The following is a 19,164-nucleotide window of genomic DNA, read 5'->3' on the forward strand; positions in this document are numbered from 1 at the left end:
AGCGGGCTTTTGAAGTCGTGTGGCCAATGCGATGAGGCTCGGATCGAGGCGTGCGGCGCAAGCGGGAAGTGCGGTGTCGAAGCGGTGGACGGTGGTTCTGGATTGCATGGCGTAAGGGGTATTCAATGAGAAGGGCCGGTGCGGGTGGCCGTTTTTGCACCGCGTGACGAAAGATAGTTGTAAGTTTTTGCGGGCACGAAGCGGCGGCGCCGGCAAGCCTTCACCCTAATCCACGCCAGGTGTCCCTCAAATACGCAAAATCTGAAAACCAGGGGGATTCGTCGGTCAGACAGCCAGAACCGTCGCGCGCTCCCTGATAGAATGCTTGGGCCGCAACGTAGTGGACTGCAGATGAAATTGCTTGATGCGTTAGTCGAACAGCGTATTGCCGCCGCAGCCGCGCGCGGTGAGTTCGATGATTTGCCCGGTGCGGGCGCCCCGCTGCCTCTGGAGGACGATGCACTGGTCCCTGAGGAAGTGCGCGTCGCCAACCGGATTTTGAAGAATGCGGGTTTCGTGCCGCCGGCTGTCGAGCAGCTGCGCGCCTTGTGCGACCTGCAAGCGGATCTGAATGCCGTGAGCGACCGGACTACCCGGTGCCGTCTCCAGGCGCGCATGCTGGCGCTCGATATGGCACTTGAATCGCTGCGCGGCGGCCCGCTGGTCCTGCCGCGAGAATACTGCCGCCGCATTGCCGAGCGGCTGTCGGAGCGCGTCGGCAACCTTAATATGGCTGATGCGGGTTCGCAGTGAGCGAGCCGCTTGCCCATTCCGCCGCGCCAGGTCCGGAGTCGGCCGACTCCGGTGAATCGGCCGAGGCGGTCACATTGCCGGCGGCTCAAGCCGGATCCGTTGGTTGTGCTGCTCCAGCACGCGCAGTGAGTGACCTGACGCCAACGGACGCCGCTACTCTGATCGACACATCCACGCCTGATAAATCGCCCGCGCCGCCTGTCCCGGAGCGCGATCGTCGCTTCATGGCGCTTGCCCAGGCCGCTGCCGAAGAGGCCCGCGCCGCAGGAGAAGTGCCGGTCGGTGCGGTGCTCGTGCGGGGCGACGAAGTCATCGCTAAAGGATTCAACCATCCGATCGGTGCGCACGACCCGTCGGCGCATGCGGAAATGATCGCCTTGCGCGCGGCTGCGCAAGCCGTCGAGAACTACCGTCTGCCGGGCTGTGAGCTCTATGTGACGCTGGAGCCTTGCCTGATGTGCGCCGGTGCGATCATGCATGCACGCATCGCCCGCGTCGTGTTCGGGGCACGCGATCCGAAAACGGGCGCGTGCGGCAGTGTCGTCGACGCGTTTGCGAATCCACAGTTGAATCACCACACCACGGTGACAGGTGGCGTGCTCGAAACCGAATGCGGCGACGCGCTCAAATCGTTTTTTGCCGAGCGGCGGCGCGCCAGCCGTGAGGCACGCGCGGCGGCACGGGGCGAAGCGTACGTTGAGGCGCATGTTGTAGCCAGCAGCGAAGCACGCCCCGAAACGCATGTTCAGGCGCGTAGTGAAGCACCGCATGCCGAAGCGCATAGCGAAGCACGCTCCCACGACGCCGAAGCACACACCGCAGCACGCAGCGACCCGGGGTCGGCTGAGCCGCTCTAAAACAACAACGTCCAACAGGTCTTGCCAATGACCGTCCATCGCACCATCGAGTTGATCGCGCCGTCCGGGTATCCGCATGATGCCGAGGTGCTGCATCGCGCGTTGCATCGCTTGCATGCGCAGGGGCATCGCGTTGAGGGTGTGGAGGCGACAAAGCGCCGTTACCAGCGCTTTGCCGGCACGGACGGTGAGCGTGCCGCCGATCTGAACCGGCTGGCCGATCCCTCGCGCGCGTTGCCCGACATCGTGCTGGCCGTGCGGGGTGGCTACGGCGCGATACGCATCCTGCACGGACTCGACTACGAAGGGCTGCAGCGGCGATTGACCGATCAACCGGTCGCGCTGGTGGGCCATAGCGATTTCACCGCGGTGCAGCTTGCCTTGCTGGCACGCGCCGGTGTGAAAACCTTCAGCGGCCCGATGTTGCTGAGCGACTTCGGCGCGGAAGATCTGAGCGAATTCACCATGCAGCACTTCTGGTCCGCGCTGACCAGGCCGACCATGACGGTGACGAGCAATGCGCCGCAAGCGCAGACTGCCGACGTCACAGGTATGTTGTGGGGCGGCAATCTGGCGGTGGTGACATCGTTGATCGGCACGCCGTACATGCCGCCGGTGCAGGGCGGCATTCTGTTCCTCGAAGACATCAACGAGCAGCCATTCCGGCTCGAGCGGATGCTTTATCAGTTGCATCTGTCGGGCATCCTCGCGCAGCAGCAGGCACTTGTACTCGGCGATTTTTCCGGCGGGAAATCGTACGAGTACGACAACGGCTACGACCTGCACACGATGATCGAACAGGTGAGGTCGGTGATTGGGATTCCGGTCATCACCGGTCTGCAATTCGGCCACATTCCCAACATGCTCACGCTGCCGGTTGGTGCGGACGCGCATCTCGTCGCCAACGCGCATGGATTCAAACTGACGTTATCGGGTTATCCGACTCTCGCCTGAAACGGCGCAGGGCAGGGAAGCGGGTGTTTGCCCGCTTTCTTTTTTGATTATTAACGCAACTAACGGTCAATTTTTGCAGATAACATCCAGCAGATCTGCGCGCTGAAAGCCTCGCACTTTGTTGACAAAATTCGTCTTCAATAGACGGCCGCATCACAGATTAATTAAACTGGTAGTGAAGCAGAGCAAGGCCTGCGTGGTGTGTCCACGAACTTGCATATCAGGCTGGTCACGCAGATTGTCGAAATTCAAAGCAAAAATTGTTGACAATTTTTATGTCCATCCTATGATGACCAACATACCGAGACGAACATCATGTCCGACACAGATTCCGCCAGCTCGAATGGTTCGAAACCCGAAGCGATCGCCGAGCGTATCCGCGCCGCGATCCTCGAGCATCGACTCGCGCCCGGCGCCAAGCTGACAGAAGCACAGTTATGCGAAGTATTTAACGTGAAGCGCGGCCCGATCCGGCAGGCGCTCGCGCAACTGGCGACCGATCACCTCGTCGATCTCGAACCGAATCGCGGTGCGTTCGTCGCCAGTCCGTCGCTGCAGGAAGTGCATGAAGTGTTCGAAATGCGCCGGATCATCGAACTGGCTGTGGTCGAAAAGATTTGCGGCGGTCATGGCATGCGCCGTTTGAAGAGCATAGGCAGCATGATCGGCCGCGAACGCAAAGCGTTCGAAACACGTGATTTTCCGGCGTGGATTCGCCTGTCGGGTGAGTTCCATACCGAGTTGGCCGGGCTCACCGGCAACACCGTGCTGTGCGACTGCCTGAACGGACTGGTGGCGCGCTCCACGTTGATTTCAGCACTGTACGAGTCGCTCGGGCGCAGCCCTTGCTCGTTCGAAGACCATGAAGCGATTCTCGCCGCGCTCGACGCCGGCGATGCAAAAGAGGCGGCGGCGCTCATGTCGCGCCATTTGCAAAGCGTCGAGTTGAAGATGCTGGAGCGCCCCGCACGTGGCGCAGCCGATCTGCATGAAGTGTTCGGCGCGCTCAACGGGGCGTCGAAGGAAGCAGCAAAGACCAGGTCCGCGCCAGACTGAGGCACGCGGCCGGTGCGCGCCTGTTGCGGGTGCGCGCCGCACTGAATTGAACTGAACCGAATCAGGCGTTGCAAGGCGGCTCGACGTGAGCGCTGCCGGCTTGCGCACGCGTGGCCGTCACGGGATGACGGCCCTGGAGTAGTAACGCACCGCCGGGAATCCGCGGCTACGGGCGGTGCGATAACCACAAGTACATCAAGTACAGAGACATCCGCGGCACGGTCAGTCGGCCGGTTCGAACCTCCTGTTTCCAGATCGGGAAGAGGAGAGACAACTGGCATGGCCGAGGTAACGTCCGTCGATTTGCTATCGGCGGTCCCTATCCCAAGGAGGAAACATGGCTCAGTTCAGTGCAGCGCCCGGCAATCCCACCATTTCCACGTACGGACACGGCAGTGTGTCCGACGATACCTCGATGCCCGCAGGTTACAGCGAGAGGCTATACAACGAAGATCTGGCGCCGCTGCGCCATCAAACCTGGGGCGCCTACAACATCTTCGCGTTCTGGATGTCGGACGTGCACAGCGTCGGCGGTTATGTGTTCGCGGGCAGTCTGTTCGCGCTTGGACTGACAAGCTGGCAGGTGCTGATTGCGCTGCTGGTCGGCATTGCAATTGTCAACGTACTCTGCAATCTGATTGCGAAACCGAGTCAGGCGAACGGCGTGCCTTATCCGGTAGCCTGCCGCGCGACATTCGGTGTGCTCGGCGCGAATATTCCTGCCGTGATTCGCGGTTTGATCGCGGTCGCATGGTACGGAATCCAAACTTATCTGGCTTCGAGCGCGCTGGTGATCGTGGTGCTTAAGTTTGTCCCGCAACTGTTGCCGTACGCGGATGTGCATCATCATGGCTTCATGGGTCTTTCCACCTTGGGCTGGGCCGGTTTCATGCTGCTGTGGGTCTTGCAGGCGCTTGTGTTCTGGCATGGCATGGAGACCATCAAGAAGTTCATCGACTTCGCCGGTCCGGCGGTCTATGTGGTGATGTTCATTCTCGCGGGCTACATGGTGTATCGCGCAGGATGGCGAAACATCGGCATCAACCTGGGAGGCGTTAAGTACCACGGCATGCAGGTGGTGCCAGTGATGATCACGGCAATCTCACTGGTAGTCTCGTACTTCTCCGGACCGATGCTGAATTTCGGCGACTTTTCCCGCTACGGTAAGAGCTTTCGCAGTGTGCAGCGCGGTAACTTCTGGGGCCTGCCGGTCAACTTCCTGGCCTTCTCGCTGGTGACGGTGATCACGACCGCGGCAACGCTGCCGGTATTCGGCGAACTGATCACGGACCCGGTCGAAACGGTGGGCCATATCGACTACCCGACTGCGGTAATTCTCGGTGCATTGACCTTTACGATCGCGACTATCGGTATCAATATTGTCGCTAACTTCGTTTCGCCGGCCTTCGACTTCTCGAACGTTGCGCCGCGTCTGATCAGCTGGCGTGCGGGCGGCATGCTTGCGGCGGTGGCGTCGATTTTCATCACGCCGTGGAACCTGTTCAATAACCCGGCGGTGATTCACTACACGCTCGATGTGCTCGGCAGCTTTATTGGACCTTTGTACGGGGTGCTGATCGTCGACTACTATCTCGTGAAGCGTCAGAAGATCGTGCTGAATGATCTGTACACGGTTTCCCCAACGGGTTCCTATTGGTATCGCAACGGTGTCAATTACCGGGCTGTGGGCGCGTTGCTGCCGGCCGCGGTCATCGCCGTGATCTGCGTGATGGTGCCGGCGCTCGATGGATTCGCGAACTTCTCGTGGTTCATTGGCGCTGCGTTGGGCGCGTTGTTCTACCGCGTACTTGCACGCTGAGTTTTAGAGTCGCAACAGGAGTCGATATGCGCATCAAACTGATCAATCCGAACACAACGCAACGCATGACCGACGCGATGGGCCGCTGCGCACGCGAAGTCGCCGCGCCCGGCACTGAAGTGATCGCAGTGAATCCCACCATGGGGCCGCCGTCGATTGAAGGCTATTACGACGAAGCGCTTGCAACGCCCGGCTTGCTGGCCGAAGTCATCGCCGGCGAGCGCGAGGGCTGCGATGCTTACGTGATCGCCTGCTTCGGCGATCCCGGTCTGTACGCGGCACGCGAGTTGGCGTGCGGTCCGGTGATCGGCATCGCCGAAGCGGCGATGCATGCGGCAAGCGTGCTGGCGCCGGGATTTTCGGTGGTGACCACATTGGCGCGCACGTGCGGCATGGCGTGGCATCTCGCCGAGCGCTACGGCATGAAGCGTTTTTGCCGCAACGTCCGCGCCACCGACGTGGCCGTGCTCGATCTGGACAAGCCTGGCTCGGCGGCGCGCCGCATCATCCTCGATGAATGCCGGCGCGCGCTGGAGGAAGATGGATCGGACGCGATCGTGCTCGGTTGTGCGGGCATGGCCGAATTGTGCGCGGAGATCGAAGATGCGCTGGGCGCGCCGGTGATCGAAGGCGTGACCGCGGCAGTCAAATGGACCGAGGCGCTGGTCGCGCTGCGGCTGTCGACAGCCAAGCGGGGCGACTATGCGCGGCCGCTGGCCAAGCGCTACGACGGCGCGCTGGAAGCCTTCAGTCCGACCGATGCGGACCCAAATCCGCAGCCGCCGCGCGGTTCGGCCGCAAGCGCCTCGGAAAGCGTAAATTCGAGCGGTTTACTGCGGGTAAACACCACGGAACGCCCGGTGGGGCCGGCTTCGCACATACATCCAGTCTGACACGCACTATCTGCCCGGGTGTATGGGCGCACCCGGGTGTTTTCGCTACACTGGCTCCACTCGGCGCTGGTACCTGAACGCTATTTTGTTGCTGCTTCGGGTGCCGCTTTTTCAGGGCTGATTCCGCCCGCGCCGACCTGCTTGTGCTTCTGCTTGCGTTTCTGCTGGCACCTGCGTTTGCGTGCGTTTGCCTGCTCGCAAGGCCACCACAGGCAAACGCACACACACGCATGCATGCAGAACGCACGCAAACCCCACGTGCATGTCACGTGAGTTCCGCGCTAACTTTACGGTCCGTCATCACGCTTTCGCCAAACCATGCCACTCGACTCGAACTATCCACGCGATCTGATCGGCTACGGCCGCCACCCGGTGCAGGCGAACTGGCCGGGTCGAGCGCGCGTCGCGGTGCAATTCGTCCTGAACTACGAAGAAGGCGGTGAAAACTGCGTGCTGCACGGCGATCCGGGCTCGGAGCAGTTTTTGTCGGAAATCGTTGGCGCGGCGGCCTATCCGACTCGTCACATGAGCATGGAGTCGATCTACGAATACGGCTCGCGCGCGGGCGTGTGGCGCATTCTGCGCGAATTCGAGAAACGCGGTCTGCCTCTCACGGTGTTCGGCGTCGGCATGGCGATCGAACGGCATCCGGATCTGGGGCGCGCCTTCGTCGAGCTCGGTCATGAGATCGCTTGCCACGGCTACCGCTGGATTCACTACCAGGACGTGTCGCCGGAAAAAGAGGCGGAACATATGCGCCTCGGTATGGAAGCGATCGAGCGCATCACGGGTGAGCGGCCGCTCGGCTGGTACACCGGCCGCGACAGTCCGAATACGCATCGTCTGGTCGCCGAATATGGCGGCTTCCTGTACGACTCGGATTACTACGGCGACGATCTGCCGTTCTGGATGGACGTCGACGTGACGGGCGGCGCAAAGAGTCCGCAACTGATCGTGCCGTACACGCTAGACACCAACGATATGCGCTTTGCGAGCCCGCAAGGCTTCAATACGGCGGACCATTTCTTCACGTACCTGCGCGACGCATTCGACGTGCTGTACGAAGAAGGCGACGAAGCACCGAAAATGTTGTCGATCGGCATGCACTGCCGTCTGCTCGGGCGCCCCGGGCGCTTCCGCGCGTTGCAACGTTTTCTCGACCATATCGAACAGCACGATCGCGTGTGGGTGACGCGGCGCGTCGATATCGCGCGGCACTGGCGCGAACATCACCCTTACCAGCAAAACAACCGCGGGGCAGCGGCATGAAGGCGATGCAATACACTCTGGACCAACTCAACAGCATCTCGACCGACGCGTTCGTCGCAGCGTTGTCGGGCATTTTCGAGCACTCGCCGTGGGTCGCGGAAATCGCCGCGCGGCAGCGGCCGTTTCTTAATGTTGACGAGTTGCATAGCAAGATGTCGCACATCGTCGAGACTGCCGGCGAAGAGAAGCAGCTGGCGTTGATCAACGCCCACCCGGAGCTCGCCGGCAAAGCTGCAGTGCGCGGCGAGTTGACGGCTGAATCCACGCGTGAACAGAGCGGCGCGGGCCTTGCCCAGTGCACGCAGGAAGAATTCGACAGACTGGTGGCATTGAACGGCGCCTATCGCGAGAAGTTCGGTTTTCCGTTCATCCTCGCGGTGCGCGGTTACGACCGCCACGGCATCATCGCAAACTTCGAGGCGCGCGTGAACAACAGCCGCGCGGATGAATTGCGCGCCAGCCTCGATCAGATCTATCGCATCGCACGTTTCCGGCTCGACGACCTGATCGACGCGTAGGGCGTTAACTACGCGTCGCGGACCTCGAACCGAAACGTTTTTTCAGCACTAGCAAACATTAAGGAAGACAAAGATGGCACTCCCGATTCTCGACCCCAACGCACCGGAATTCACGCGCCGCTATGTGAATCTGGCGGACCCGCGCCTGGGCGCGCAGGCGCTCGAGGCCAGCGACGATTTCTTCGCACCGAAGGATCGCATGCTGAATCCGGAACCGGCCGTCTTCATTCCGGGCAAGTACGACAACAACGGCAAGTGGATGGACGGCTGGGAAACGCGCCGCAAGCGCGCGAACGGCTACGACTGGTGCGTCGTAAAGCTCGCGCGTCCGGGCGTGATCAAAGGTCTCGACCTCGACACCAGCCACTTTACGGGCAACTTCCCGCCGGCGGCTTCGGTTGAGGCAGCGCGAGTCGTGGACGGCGTGCCGAACCAGTCGACGCAATGGACCGAAATCGTTCCGTCGACCACGCTGCAAGGCAATAGCCACCACTATCACGAAGTCAGCGACGCAAACGCTTACACGCACCTGCGCGTGAACATCTACCCGGACGGCGGTATCGCGCGTCTGCGTGTGTATGGTCAGCCGCAAGTCGACTGGGCCGGCGCGAGCCGCACCGAGCAGTTCGATCTGGCCGCGATGGAGAACGGCGCATATCTGGTCGCAGCGAATAACCAGCACTTCGGTGCTGCATCGACGATTCTGATGCCGGGCCGCGGTGTGAACATGGGCGACGGCTGGGAAACGCGCCGTCGCCGTGAACCCGGCAATGACTGGGCGATCGTCGCGCTGGCGCAACCGGGCGTGATCAAGAAGATCGAAGTCGATACGGCTCACTTCAAGGGCAACTATCCGGACCGTTGCTCGATCCAGGCCGCGTATGTGACGGGCGGCACGGATAGCTCGCTGATCACGCAAGCCATGTTCTGGCCGGTGCTGCTGGGTGAACAGAAACTGAAGATGGACAACCAGCACTATTTCGAAAGCGAAATCGCTGCATTGGGTCCGGTCACGCACGTGCGCTTCAATATCATTCCGGACGGTGGCGTGTCGCGTCTGCGTCTGTGGGGCACGCTCGCATAATGAAAACGCTGGCTATCGAACCGCTGACCAAGGAAGCGTTCGCGCCGTTCGGCGACGTGGTCGAACTCGAAGGCGCGAAGCAGATTCCGATCAACCTCGGCACCACGATTCGCTATCACGATCTTGCGAAAGTGGACGTGACCGACGAGAACGGTCGCACGCTGGTGAATCTGTTTCGCGGTCAGCCGCGCACGTTGCCGTTCGAAGTGAAGATGCTCGAACGGCATCCGCTAGGCAGCCAGGCGTTTGTGCCGTTGAACGACAAGCCGTATCTGGTCGTCGTGGCGCCGGCAGGTGAACTGGATCCCAGGCAGATTCGTGCGTTCGTGACGAGCGGCTGGCAAGGCGTGAACTATGCGAAGGGTGTCTGGCACCATCCGCTGATCGCATTGGGCGACGTGAGCGACTTTATCGTCGTCGATCGCGGCGGCGATGGGTTGAACCTGAACGAGCAGGATCTGGCCGAGTCGCTCTGGCTGACTGAAGATGCGTTGAGTGCGGTGACCGTTTGAGGTCGTTGCCTCAGGTTGCCTTAGCGTAGTGCGTTGAGCAGGTCAGTTAGAAAAAAGCCCACAGTGCATGCTGTGGGCTTTTTCATTTGCGGACCACCACACTGCGGGGCGCGATTTCGTACGTCAAGCCTCATAAATCCGCGTCCGGCATGCGCTGTTCAGCCAGGATATCTTCGAGCGTTGGTCCGTGACCGTGCGCGATCAACTTGAGGTCGTAGCCGGCCGCTTCAACCGGGTGCATCAGCACCGGCACGCTCATATCTTTTCTGGCAAGCGTTTCCATCCGCGCGACGTTACTACGAGCGACGCCCGCGCGGCGCGCCAATTCCTCCTGGAACAGATGGCTTTCGCGCCGAACGGCCATCAGTATGTCCGAGACGTCCGCGAGACTGGTCATTTGTAGCCCTGGGGCATCAAATTGGCGGATGTTAGCCATATTGTGGCTCATGAGACACAATTTGCTTTATTGGTTTTGTGCCTTCTGGGCGACAGTTTGCGTTGTCATTCTGACAAACCGTCCGGACCGAACGATCAACAAAAAAGCGGACTTCCCGCTTACGCGAAAAGCCCGCTTCATGCTGCGTTGCCAAGCCGGGCGCAACACCCGGCCAGCTCATTACTTCACCGCACCGCCTTCGAACCACGCGGCGATCTTCATCCGCTCGTCGTCGGTCATGTGCGTGACGTTGCCCAGCGGCATCGCTTTCAACGTCACCGCCTGCTGATAGATCCGCTGTGCGTTCTGCGAGATCTCGTCCGGCGTATCCAGCAACACGCCAGCCGGGGCGCTGCCCATCATCGTCGGATGGGCGGAGTGGCATGCCACGCAGCGTTGTTGCAGCACCGGCGCGATATCGGCCACCTTGACGGCCGGCGCATTCGCAGCTTGTGCTTGCGGCACGACCGGTTTGGGCATCGTCCAGAAGAGGGCGGCGAACATCAGCACGATACCGACCAACGGCAGATACCAGAGCACCTGGCCACGGTGACGCATCACGAAGAACTGGCGAATCAGCGCGCCGGCCAGCATGATCATCAGCAGCACGACCCAGTTGTACTGATTCGTGTATGTCATCGCGTAGTGGTTCGACAGCATCGCGAACACCACCGGCAGCGTGAAATACGTGTTGTGAACCGAACGCTGCTTGCCGCGCTTGCCGTAGATCGGGTTCGGCGTTTCGCCCTTGAGCATGGCGTCAACCATCTTGCGTTGACCCGGGATGATCACGAAGAACACGTTCGCCGACATGATCGTTGCCAGCATCGCGCCCATGATCAGGTAAGCCGCACGGCCCGCGAAGATGTGGCACGCGAGGTACGCCGCGATCACCACATAAATGCCGACGCAGATGCCGAGCACTTTGTCTTTATTGCCGAGGAGACGGCACAGCGAGTCGTAGACGATCCAGCCCGCGGCGAGGAAGCCGAGCGCCGAAGCAACCGCGACCACCGGGCCCATGTCGAGCACGTTCTTGTCGATCAGGTAGGTGGACGGCGAGAGCAGATACAGCACCGTGAAGAGGCTCGCGCCCGACAGCCACGTGGTGTACGACGGCCACTTGGACCAGTGCAGGTCGTCCGGCATTTCCGGCGGCGCGACGGTGTACTTCTGCATGTTGTAGAAGCCGCCGCCGTGCACGTGCCACAGTTCGCCGAAGACACCGCGCTTGCGCTGGTTCGGGTCCGTAGGCGGTTTCAGGCTGTTGTCCAGCGCGACGAAATAGAACGATTCGCCAATCCAGGCGATGGCGGCGATGACGTGAAACCAGCGCAATGCCAGGTTCAGCCAGTCAGTGATAAAGCCTTCCATGAAACTCCTCCACTTCTGATTCGTTGTACGCGCAACGACGCTTGTGCCTTGGTTACGCCTTCGGTGACCCGGCTGACGGGTCGTCGGCGTGCACGGTGTCGCGGCGCAGACTGCGGGGCGAAAGACGCGGTGCGCTCAGTTCGCACGCGCCGTTTTTTATTGGAACGTCGGTCGAGTCGCTCGCGTTCGATTGCGCTCGCGGGTGTCTCCAGGGATCCGCACAGTGCAATCGGGCGCGCTCGCAAATACAGCGCGACTTCAACCTCGTTCTCCTCCAATGCCTATCGATAAACGTTCCGTGCGCTCAGTTGCGCACTTAACTGCCCCGATAGGTGCTGTACGACCACGGCGACACCAGCAGCGGCACGTGATAGTGCGCGCCGGCATCGGCCACGCCGAAGCGCAACACGACGCGATCGACAAAACGCGGCTCCGGAACTTTCGTACCGATCGAGGCAAAGTAGTCGCCGGCGCCGAACACGAGTTCGTATTCGCCCGCGACCAGTGCGTCGCCTTCGAGCAGCGGCTGATCGCAGCGGCCGTCGTCATTGGTGGTGGTGGTTTTGAGCGCGCGGCGGGTGTCGCCGGAGAGCGCGAAGAGTTCGACCTTGATGCCCGCGCCGGGACGGCCGTTCGCGGTGTCGAGCACGTGGGTAGTGAGCTTTCCCATTCGCAATTTTCCTTATGTGAATGCGAGGTTTCGGCGGCGGCCCGATCCAGAATACGTTGCGGCGGATCGAGGCTCCACGTCAGTGGCTACATACCCGTCGGCGAATTGAAGCGAGCGCCGTGGCAGCCATTGTAAAAAGGATGTTCACGTCAGCGCGCGCGAGATAGGAAAGATAATACCTGGCGCATGACAGACAGCCTGCTGAAAGCCACATCGAGTCGATTCGTTCGACTATTGCCGTGCAATTCGATCGTACCGGCGCCAAAAAAGGCCCACTATATCGGCAGCGTGAGGTTGGGTATCGCACTGGCGCGAGTTGTCAGCATTATTTTGACCGTCGAAGGTTACACCTGTGCGCCGCAGCAAACCCAGGTGAAGCGCGGCACACCCCGAAGACGGCGGAAACACGCTGGGTAACCGGGCCAACGGCGTTCGACGGGACGCGGCGGCACGGTTGGCGTGCTGTCACATCGCGTTCGAACGGCTTTGCACGGAAGCAATGAAGCGGAGAAACGAATGACGATGGAGCAGGCGGCTATGAAGCCAAACAAGCCGAAGAAAACGATGCTGGTGAAGCACGCGGACGTGCTGGTCACGATGGACGGCGCCCGGCGCGAACTGCGCGACGGCGGCATGTATATCGAGGACAACCGTATCGTCGCGGTCGGACCGACAGCGGAATTGCCGCAAACGGCCGACGAAGTGCTGGACATGCGTGGCCACCTGGTGATCCCGGGTCTGGTGAACACGCACCACCATATGTATCAGAGCCTGACGCGCGCCATTCCGGCTGCGCAGAACGCCGAGCTATTCGGCTGGCTGACCAACCTCTATAAGGTGTGGGCGAACCTCACACCGGAGATGATCGAAGTCTCGACCTTGACGGCGATGGCCGAGTTGCTGCTGTCCGGTTGCACGACCTCGAGCGACCATTTGTATATCTACCCGAACGGCAGCCGCCTCGACGACAGCATCGTCGCGGCGCAGCGGATCGGCATGCGTTTTCATGCGGCACGCGGCAGCATGAGCGTGGGGCAGAAAGACGGCGGTTTGCCGCCGGATTCGGTGGTCGAGCGTGAAGCGGACATTCTGAAGGACACGCAGCGCCTGATCGAGACGTATAACGACGAAGGGCGTTACGCGATGTTGCGCATGGTGGTGGCGCCGTGCTCGCCGTTCTCGGTGAGCCGCGACCTGATGCGCGAATCGGCGGTGATGGCGCGGCATTACGGGGTGTCGATGCACACGCACCTGGCGGAGAACGTTAACGACATCGCGTATAGCCGCGAGAAGTTCGGCATGACGCCGGCCGAATATGCGGAAGACCTCGGCTGGGTCGGTCACGACGTGTGGCACGCGCACTGTGTGCAACTCGACGATGCGGGCATCGAACTGTTCGCTCGTACGGGTACCGGCGTTGCGCATTGCCCGTGCTCGAATATGCGGCTGGCGTCGGGGATTGCGCCGGTCAAGCGGATGCGACTGGCCGGCGTGCCGGTGGGCCTGGGTGTCGACGGTTCGGCGTCGAACGACGGCGCGCAAATGGTCGCCGAAGTACGCCAGGCGCTGTTGTTGCAGCGAGTCGGCTTCGGGCCGGACGCGATGACCGCGCGTGAAGCGTTGGAGATCGCGACGTTAGGCGGGGCGAAGGTGCTGAATCGCGACGACATCGGCGCACTGGCGCCTGGCATGGCGGCGGATTTCGTGTCGTTCGATCTGCGTCAGCCGCTGTTTGCGGGCGCGCTGCACGATCCGGTCGCGGCACTGGTGTTCTGCGCGCCGTCGCAGGTGAGCCATAGCGTGATCGGCGGCAAGGTGGTGGTGAAGGAGGGTCAGTTGACGACGCTGGAGCTCGGACCGGTCATCGAGCAGCACAACCGGTTGGCGAAGACGCTGTACGAAGCGGCAGCCTGATGACGGAGTAAGAGCGTAATAGAAGAAGCAGAAGAAGCAGAAGAAGCAGAAGAAGCCGCTCTATCGGCATCCGCAAAGATGCTGATAGAGCGCAGAGAAAAGATTACGGCTTGTCGATCAACGTCTTGGTCGCCTCGGCAACCAGGCCGCGCAGCCAGCGCACTTCGTCGGAGTAATGCACACGCTCGTGCCACAGCTGGTAGTACTGCATCGGCGGGAAGTCGAGCGGTGCGGGCACCACGGTCAGCGGCAGGAACTTGGCGTAGTAGTCGGCAAACAGGCGCGTAGTCGTGAAGATCAGATCGGACTTGATCAGCACGTAGGGCGCCAGATTGAAGTACGGCAATGTCACGACCACATGACGTTTTAACCGCTCGCGCGCGAGGTGCACGTCGATCGCGCCGCGCTGGCCCACCGAGTAAGGAGTAGGCGCAAGATGCGGGGCATTCAGGTACTGGTCGAGCGTCAGCCCGCCGCGTTTGGCGAACGGATGCGCGTTGCTCATCAGACAGACGATCTGATCGACGAACAGATTCGACAGGTGCAATTGCTCCGGCGGCTCCGGCCAGTTGCCGACCACGGTGTCGAGCTTGCCGTCCTCGAGCGCGAGTTCGTAGTCGAACGCTGGGCCGAGCGAGTGAAATTCGAGCGTCGCGTTCGGCGCGGCCTGACGGAAGCGCTCAACCACCGTCGGCACGAACAGCACGTTCAGGTAGTCCGGGCAACCGATCCGATAGCAGCGGATCGAGGTCGCCGGGTCGAAGTTGTGCTGCTGGAACTTGATGCGTTCGATCTCGCGCAGTGCGTTTTGCACCGGTTCGAGCAGGCGCAGGCCGTACTCGGTCGGCACCATGCCGGATTTGCCGCGCACCAGCAGCGGGTCGCCGGTGATGTCGCGCAAACGGCGCAGCGCCGCGCTAATGGCGGGTTGCGATTGGTTCAGTTTGACGGCCGCGCGTGTGACGCTGCGTTCCATCAACAGGGTGTGCAAGACGCGTAATAGATACGTATCGATCGCCTCGCGTTGCTGACTCATGACTTCTCCGAAATATATGTTCTGGCTGATCGAGCGGGCGTGGGTGTATATGGCTTTTAATATGAACACAAAACCACGTCAAGAGTGGGATACCCGCAGAGCACGCAGCGGCGGGGGTTTGCGGGGAATTTTGACGGCTCGACTGGGCCGGTCGAATTAGGTATTGTCATCCGGTTGTGGTGACGGATCGTCGGCTGACAGGGCGGGCGAACGCGCTGTAACCGGCAGTCTCTGACGTACTACGGAATCACATGAGCGACTCTTCTTATAGCGACGGCGCCGCCGCGCAGCCGGCAAACAGGCCGGAACAGGCGGCGCCCCGGTTGATGCTTCAGGGCATCACCAAACAATATCCGGCCGTGCGTGCCAACGACGACGTCACGTTGATCGTCGCGCCGGGTGAAATCCATGCCGTGCTCGGCGAAAACGGCGCCGGCAAAAGCACGCTGATGAAAATCATCTACGGCGCGGTGCGGCCCGACGCCGGTGAGATTCGCTGGGAAGGCCAGCCGGTCGAGATCGCCAGTCCGGCGGCCGCGCGCAAGCTTGGCATCGGCATGGTGTTCCAGCATTTTTCGCTGTTCGAGACGCTCACGGTCGGCGAAAACATCGCGCTCGCACTCGACGAACCCTTCGATCTGAAGACGCTCTCAAAACGCATCCGCGAAGTGTCCGCCGACTACGGCCTCGACATCGACCCGCAACGTCACGTGCATAGCCTGACAGTGGGCGAGCGGCAACGCGTCGAAATCGTGCGCTGCCTGCTGCAGAACCCGCGTCTCCTGATCATGGACGAACCGACTTCGGTGCTTACGCCGCAAGCGGTCCGCAAGCTCTTCGCGACGCTGCGGCGTCTCGCGGCGGAAGGCTGCAGCATCCTTTACATCAGCCACAAGCTCGACGAAATCCAGGAGCTGTGCGACACCGCCACGGTGATGCGCGGCGGCCGCGTGACGGGGCACGTGAAGCCGAAAGAAGAAACGCACGCGTCGCTCGCGCAGTTGATGGTCGGTCATTCGCTGCCGGATTACACGCGCCGCGAACACACGCCGGGCGCCGTGCTGCTCGACGTGAAGCAGTTGTCGGTGGAGAGCGACGATCCGTTCGGCACCTCGCTCGATAACGTGTCGTTCGGCGTGCATGCGGGCGAGATTTTCGGCATCGCGGGCGTGTCGGGCAATGGGCAGGCCGAATTGCTGTCGGCGCTCTCCGGCGAAAAGCGCGGCACGCGGGCCGATGCGGTCACGATTTGCGGTAAAGCGGCTGGCCGTCTCGGTGCTGGCGGCCGCCGCGCGCTCGGTTTCGGTTTTGTGCCGGAAGAGCGTCTCGGCCGCGGCGCAGTACCGGCGATGACGCTGTCGGAAAACGCGCTGCTCACGGCGCATCGGCAGCAGATGGTGAACTCCGGCTGGATCAAGGCGGGCGCGATGCGCGCCTTCGCCAAGCGTTGCATCGAAGCCTTCGACGTTCGTTGTGGCGGCTCGGAAGCACTGGCGCAAAGTCTCTCCGGCGGCAATCTGCAGAAATACATCATGGGCCGCGAGATTCTGCAGGCGCCCAAGGTGCTGGTCGTCGCGCAGCCGACCTGGGGTGTCGACGTCGGCGCGGCGGCGTTCATTCGTCAGCAATTGCTCGACCTGTCCGCACGCGGCGTGGCGATTCTGGTGATTTCCGAAGAGCTGGAAGAGTTGTTCGACATCTGCGATCGCATCGCGGTGCTGGCTGGCGGCAGACTTTCGCCGGTGCGCGCCACGGGGGCGACCAACGCCGAGGAAATCGGCCGCTGGATGGCGGGCCTGTTCGGCGACCGCGAGGGCGCGGCGCCGTCGGCGGAACAGCCGGCGCATGCCTGAACAGATCGATGCGCGATCGGATAGTTGATCGACGTTAAATACCAGAACCAGACATCAATAAGCACACGCACCCATGATTCTTCCGTATCGACTCGAAGCCCGCACGACGCCCTCGCGCACGATGCAGCTTGCCGTGCCGCTGATCGCCGCGTTGCTCACGCTTGCGATCGGCTTCCTGATCTTCAGCCTGGTCGGGCGTGATCCGCTCGAAGCCATGCACGCGTTTTTCATCGAACCGCTCTCCAGCGTGAACGGCTGGTCCGAACTGCTGCTGAAGGCTTCGCCGTTGTGCCTGATCGGCCTCGGCCTCGCGATCGGCTATCGCGCCAATGTCTGGAACATCGGCGCGGAAGGGCAGATGCTGCTCGGCGGCATTGCCGCCAGCGGTGTCGCGATCTACTTCGATCAGGCCACCGGCTGGTGGATTCTGCCGGCCATGATGATCGCCGGCGTGCTCGGCGGCATGGCGTGGGCCGCAATTCCCGCACTCCTGAAAAGCCGCTTCAACACCAACGAAATTCTTGTCAGCCTGATGCTCACGTATGTGGCCACGCAGTTGCTGATTTATCTGGTGAGCGGTCCGTGGCGCGATCCGCAGGGCATGAACTTCCCGCTCTCGGAGATGTTCAGCGGCGACGCGCTGTACCCGACCTTTTCCGGCGACTGGCACTGGAAATGGCTGCGCGGCACGCGGCTGAACGCGTCGGTATTCGTCACCTTGATCGCGATTCCGTGCGTATGGCTCTTCATGCGCAAGAGCTTCGCGGGCTACCGGATGAACGTCGGCGGTCTCGCGCCGCTCGCCGCGCGCTACGCCGGCTTCTCCGACAAGAAAACCATCTGGACATCGTTGCTGATCAGCGGCGGTCTGGCGGGCCTCGCCGGGATGGGCGAGATCGCCGGTCCGATCGGCCAGTTGCAGGCCACCTGGTCGCCGGGCTACGGCTTCACCGCGATCATCGTCGTGTTCGTGGGACGGCTGCATCCGGTCGGCATCGTGCTCGCGAGCTTGCTGATGGCGCTGCTGTACCTCGGCGGCGAAGCGGTGCAGACCTCGATGCAATTGCCGCAGGCACTCTCCGGCGTGTTCCAGGGGCTGCTGCTGTTCTGCCTGCTGGGCGCCGACCTGTTCGTGAACTACCGCGTGCGCCGGCGCTCAGTCGCCGCGCAAGCCCACTGATTTTCCCGCCGGATCTCCATGGATATTCAACAAGCCAGCGCGCTCACCTCGAGCGCCGTTACCGCCGCAATCCCGCTGATGTTCGCGGGCGCGGGCGAACTCGTCACCGAGAAGTCGGGCGTGCTTAACCTCGGCGTCGAAGGCATGATGCTGATGGGCGCCGTGACCGGCTACGCGGTCACCGCCATCACCGGCAACCCGTGGCTCGGCGTGGTCGCCGCGATCGGCGCGGGTCTCGCGATGTCGCTGCTGTTCGCGTTCCTCACCCTGACCATGCTCGCCAACCAGGTTGCCACCGGCCTCTCGCTGACGATCTTCGGCATCGGTTTGTCGGCCTACGTCGGCAAGCCGTACACGTCGGCGGCCGTGCGCGCCACGATCGACACGTGGACTATTCCAGGTCTCTCGAAGATCCCGGTGCTCGGCCCCGCGCTCTTCAGCCTCACACCGCTCGATTACCTCGCGTTCCTGATGTTCGCGGTGATCGGGTGGTTCCTGTATCGCACGCGTGCGGGCCTCGTGCTGCGTTCGGTCGGCGAATCGCCCCAGGTGGCGCACTCGGTTGGCTTTCCGGTGATCGGCGTGCGTTACGGCGCGGTGGCCTTCGGCGGTGGCATGGCGGGTCTCGCCGGCGGTTACTACTCGATCGTCAACCTGCACTTGTGGCAAGAACAGCTTACGTCTGGCCGCGGCTGGATCGCGCTCGCGCTGGTGGTGTTCGCGACATGGCGCCCGGGGCGTCTGTTGATCGGCGCGCTGCTGTTCGGCGCCGTGACCGGGCTGCAGTTCTACGCGCAGGCTATCGGCGTGCCGGTGCCGACGCAGTTTCTCGCGATGCTGCCGTATGTCGCGACCATCGTCGTGCTCGTGCTGATTTCGCGCAATCCGAACACGATTCGTCTGAATGCACCCGCTTCGCTCGGCAAGCCGTTTTTCTCGGCGGGATGACACGCTTGCCGCTGCATATGACCAACCACACGTTTCAA

The 19,164-nt window shown here is 61.9% G+C and carries 18 protein-coding genes; 14 read left to right on the forward strand and 4 right to left on the reverse strand.

Annotation, left to right across the window (positions count from 1 at the left end):
* Window positions 1–351 precede the first annotated feature (351 nt).
* The 10 genes from ACOSV0_RS07640 to ACOSV0_RS07685 all read left to right on the forward strand — a co-directional run bounded on the left by ACOSV0_RS07640 (window position 352) and on the right by ACOSV0_RS07685 (window position 9,715).
* A complete protein-coding gene (locus ACOSV0_RS07640) occupies window positions 352–753 on the forward strand; it encodes a DnaJ family domain-containing protein (RefSeq protein WP_434110200.1) in 402 nt (133 codons plus the stop codon).
* A 158-nt stretch (window positions 754–911) separates the two neighbouring features.
* A complete protein-coding gene (tadA, locus tag ACOSV0_RS07645; RefSeq protein WP_434110202.1) occupies window positions 912–1,610 on the forward strand; it encodes a tRNA adenosine(34) deaminase TadA in 699 nt (232 codons plus the stop codon).
* A 27-nt stretch (window positions 1,611–1,637) separates the two neighbouring features.
* Window positions 1,638–2,564, forward strand: a complete 927-nt coding sequence (gene ldcA, locus ACOSV0_RS07650; protein ID WP_434109693.1) for a muramoyltetrapeptide carboxypeptidase — start codon at window positions 1,638–1,640, stop codon at window positions 2,562–2,564.
* Window positions 2,565–2,879: 315 nt separating this feature from the next.
* A complete protein-coding gene (locus ACOSV0_RS07655) occupies window positions 2,880–3,620 on the forward strand; it encodes a GntR family transcriptional regulator (protein ID WP_434109694.1) in 741 nt (246 codons plus the stop codon).
* Window positions 3,621–3,957: 337 nt separating this feature from the next.
* Window positions 3,958–5,439: an NCS1 family nucleobase:cation symporter-1 gene (locus ACOSV0_RS07660; protein ID WP_434109695.1), complete on the forward strand. Its 1,482-nt coding sequence runs from the start codon at window positions 3,958–3,960 to the stop codon at window positions 5,437–5,439.
* A 26-nt stretch (window positions 5,440–5,465) separates the two neighbouring features.
* Complete coding sequence (locus ACOSV0_RS07665; RefSeq protein ID WP_434109696.1) at window positions 5,466–6,332, forward strand: aspartate/glutamate racemase family protein; 867 nt, start codon at window positions 5,466–5,468, stop codon at window positions 6,330–6,332.
* A gap of 318 nt (window positions 6,333–6,650) precedes the next feature.
* The gene (puuE, locus tag ACOSV0_RS07670; protein WP_434109697.1) at window positions 6,651–7,601 is read left to right on the forward strand and encodes an allantoinase PuuE; all 951 of its coding nucleotides are present in this window, start codon (window positions 6,651–6,653) and stop codon (window positions 7,599–7,601) included.
* On the forward strand, window positions 7,598–8,119 hold the full coding sequence (gene uraD / locus ACOSV0_RS07675; protein ID WP_434109698.1) for a 2-oxo-4-hydroxy-4-carboxy-5-ureidoimidazoline decarboxylase: 522 nt from the start codon (window positions 7,598–7,600) through the stop codon (window positions 8,117–8,119). Before puuE ends, uraD begins: the two co-directional genes overlap by 4 nt.
* 73 nt (window positions 8,120–8,192) lie before the next feature.
* Window positions 8,193–9,203: an allantoicase gene (gene alc / locus ACOSV0_RS07680; protein ID WP_434109699.1), complete on the forward strand. Its 1,011-nt coding sequence runs from the start codon at window positions 8,193–8,195 to the stop codon at window positions 9,201–9,203.
* The gene (locus tag ACOSV0_RS07685) at window positions 9,203–9,715 is read left to right on the forward strand and encodes an ureidoglycolate lyase (RefSeq protein ID WP_434109700.1); all 513 of its coding nucleotides are present in this window, start codon (window positions 9,203–9,205) and stop codon (window positions 9,713–9,715) included. Before alc ends, ACOSV0_RS07685 begins: the two co-directional genes overlap by 1 nt.
* A gap of 130 nt (window positions 9,716–9,845) precedes the next feature.
* Here ACOSV0_RS07685 and ACOSV0_RS07690 read toward each other — a convergent pair whose 3' ends face one another.
* From ACOSV0_RS07690 to uraH, 3 genes are all read right to left on the reverse strand, one after another.
* Window positions 9,846–10,112 (reverse strand): helix-turn-helix domain-containing protein, encoded by a 267-nt coding sequence (locus ACOSV0_RS07690; RefSeq protein WP_434110204.1) that lies wholly within the window; start codon window positions 10,110–10,112, stop codon window positions 9,846–9,848.
* Between the two features lie 219 nt (window positions 10,113–10,331).
* Complete coding sequence (locus ACOSV0_RS07695) at window positions 10,332–11,525, reverse strand: urate hydroxylase PuuD (protein WP_434109701.1); 1,194 nt, start codon at window positions 11,523–11,525, stop codon at window positions 10,332–10,334.
* Between the two features lie 316 nt (window positions 11,526–11,841).
* On the reverse strand, window positions 11,842–12,195 hold the full coding sequence (uraH, locus tag ACOSV0_RS07700; RefSeq protein ID WP_012433320.1) for a hydroxyisourate hydrolase: 354 nt from the start codon (window positions 12,193–12,195) through the stop codon (window positions 11,842–11,844).
* Window positions 12,196–12,711: 516 nt separating this feature from the next.
* Between uraH and ACOSV0_RS07705 the strand changes: the two genes are divergently transcribed.
* Complete coding sequence (locus tag ACOSV0_RS07705; protein ID WP_434109702.1) at window positions 12,712–14,109, forward strand: 8-oxoguanine deaminase; 1,398 nt, start codon at window positions 12,712–12,714, stop codon at window positions 14,107–14,109.
* Window positions 14,110–14,212: 103 nt separating this feature from the next.
* Here the strand turns inward: ACOSV0_RS07705 and ACOSV0_RS07710 are convergent, their stop codons facing one another.
* Complete coding sequence (locus ACOSV0_RS07710; RefSeq protein ID WP_434109703.1) at window positions 14,213–15,145, reverse strand: LysR substrate-binding domain-containing protein; 933 nt, start codon at window positions 15,143–15,145, stop codon at window positions 14,213–14,215.
* A 251-nt stretch (window positions 15,146–15,396) separates the two neighbouring features.
* On the opposite strand from ACOSV0_RS07710, the gene ACOSV0_RS07715 reads away from it, so the two are divergent.
* The 3 genes from ACOSV0_RS07715 (at window position 15,397) to ACOSV0_RS07725 (ending at window position 19,126) form a co-directional block, all read left to right on the forward strand.
* Window positions 15,397–16,998, forward strand: a complete 1,602-nt coding sequence (locus tag ACOSV0_RS07715) for an ABC transporter ATP-binding protein (protein WP_434109704.1) — start codon at window positions 15,397–15,399, stop codon at window positions 16,996–16,998.
* Between the two features lie 73 nt (window positions 16,999–17,071).
* Window positions 17,072–18,178: an ABC transporter permease gene (locus ACOSV0_RS07720; RefSeq protein ID WP_434109705.1), complete on the forward strand. Its 1,107-nt coding sequence runs from the start codon at window positions 17,072–17,074 to the stop codon at window positions 18,176–18,178.
* A gap of 18 nt (window positions 18,179–18,196) precedes the next feature.
* Window positions 18,197–19,126, forward strand: coding sequence for an ABC transporter permease (locus tag ACOSV0_RS07725; RefSeq protein ID WP_434109706.1), 930 nt, complete (start codon window positions 18,197–18,199; stop codon window positions 19,124–19,126).
* Window positions 19,127–19,164: the final 38 nt, after the last annotated feature.

Origin of the sequence: Paraburkholderia caffeinilytica, assembly GCF_051027425.1 — a bacterium.
Lineage (GTDB): Bacteria > Pseudomonadota > Gammaproteobacteria > Burkholderiales > Burkholderiaceae > Paraburkholderia > Paraburkholderia caffeinilytica_A.